The organism is Actinomycetota bacterium (genome assembly GCA_005774595.1).
Classification (GTDB): domain Bacteria; phylum Actinomycetota; class Coriobacteriia; order Anaerosomatales; family D1FN1-002; genus D1FN1-002.
In genome coordinates this window covers 1-1701 of the sequence record VAUM01000369.1, presented here as the reverse complement: position 1 = coordinate 1701, position 1701 = coordinate 1, and the positions used below count along the sequence as shown (strand labels likewise).

Sequence of the window (1701 nt, the reverse complement as noted above, 5' to 3'; positions counted from 1 at the left end):
GTCGTAGCGCGGGGGCGGATCGGCCGTCCGCGCAGCGCGAGCGCGTCTACACGCCCCGCGGCGCGGGCGGGTGCGGGTCCGCGGCGATGAGCATCGAGACGAGCTGCCTGGTGAGGAGGGCGCACCCGTCCGTCGGCAGCTGGTGCGAGGCGTTGGCGTCGAAGAGCACGTCCGCGCGAGCGGGGAACTCGTCGTCGGAGCGGTGGTAGAGCAGCGCGACGGGCATCCTCGGAAGGAGGTCGAAGCGCAGGGCGAGGTCGCCCGGGAGCGTCAGCGGCTCACCGCCGAGCGGCGCGGCGGTCTGCCGCAGGTCGTCGATGCGGTCGCCGAAGTGCCGCACGAGCGCGTCGGGCGTGTAGCTCCGCCACGCGGCGACGTAGAACGAACCGTCGGGCAGCTCGGCGTACGACACCCACCGGCCGCGGGGCGGTGTCCCGTCGGCGACGGCCAGGTGGTAGACGACCAGCGCGGTCAGGAACGAAGGCACCGGCGTGCCGTCGTCGCGCCATGCGGCGTCCAAGCCGGGGAGTTCGAGCGCGAAGGGCCGCGTGAGCAAGAGCCCGGTCACCAAGGCGCCGCCGGGGGTCTCGGAGTGCTCGAACCCGCACGCGGCCGCCGCCTCGGCCGGGTCGCGGTCGGAGAGCGCGGCGCGAGCTGCATCGAGCGGTGAGGACATGCGGCTCCTCGCAGTGGCGGACACGCCTTCGAGGATAGCAGGGAGGGCGCTGACTGGGCGGCCGGACGTGAAGTCGGCTGTCGGGGCGGTCGGGTAGAATCGCAGCACGCGGGGTGGCCGCCGCCGGCCCGTCGAAGGAGCGGACGAGAGAGGCGCCGAGCATGCCCGAACGCACCATCGCCGTCATCGACGGCAACTCGCTGCTCCACCGCGCCTTCCACGGCCTGCCGCCGACCATGACCGCGCCGGACGGCCGGTCCACCAACGCGGCGTTCGGCTTCCTCCAGATGTTGTTCAAGATGATGAGCGACCTGCGACCGGACGGCGTGGTCGCCGCGTTCGACCTCGGGCGCCCGGCGTTCCGGATCGAAGCGCTCGAGCGGTACAAGATGCACCGCCCGCCGACCGACCCGCTGCTCAAGGAGCAGTTCCCGATGATCAAGGACCTCTTGCGGGCGCTCGCCGTGCCCGTGGTCGAGGTCGAGGGGTGGGAGGGCGACGACATCCTCGGCACGCTCGCCGAGAAGGGCAAGGCGCTCGGCATCCGGGTGCTGCTCGTCACCGGGGACCGCGACGCGCTGCAGCTCGTCGACGACCTCGTGAGCGTCGTGTCGACGCGCAAGGGCATCACCGACATCGTCGTCTACGACCGTGACGGCGTCCACGAGAAGACCGGCGTGTGGCCCGAGCAGATCGTCGACTATCTGGGACTGAAGGGTGACACCTCCGACAACATCCCCGGCGTGCCTGGCGTCGGAGAGAAGACGGCAGCGAAGCTGATCGCCGAGCACGGCACGCTCGACGCGGTGCTCGCGGCCGCTCCCGGCATCAAGGGCAAGCTCGGCGAGAACCTGCGCGAGCACGCGGACGCGGCGCGCGTCAGCCGGACCGTCGCCACCATCAGGCGCGACGTGCCGGTCGACGTCGATCTCGAGTCCGTGCGCTGGGGCACCTGGCGCGCCGAGGACGTGACGGCCGCCTTCGGCGAGCTGCGGTTCACGTCGCTGCTGGCGAAAGTGCGGGAC

Annotated in this window: 2 protein-coding genes; one reads left to right on the top strand and one right to left on the bottom strand. The window is 72.1% G+C overall.

What is annotated here, in order from left to right; genetic code table 11:
* Positions 1 to 46: 46 nt before the first annotated feature.
* Positions 47 to 676 (bottom strand): DUF3786 domain-containing protein, encoded by a 630-nt coding sequence (locus tag FDZ70_10175; GenBank protein ID TLM67315.1) that lies wholly within the window; start codon positions 674 to 676, stop codon positions 47 to 49.
* Positions 677 to 837: 161 nt separating this feature from the next.
* Between FDZ70_10175 and FDZ70_10170 the strand changes: the two genes are divergently transcribed.
* On the top strand, positions 838 to 1701 hold an 864-nt coding region (locus tag FDZ70_10170), incomplete at its 3' end, for a DNA polymerase I (protein TLM67314.1).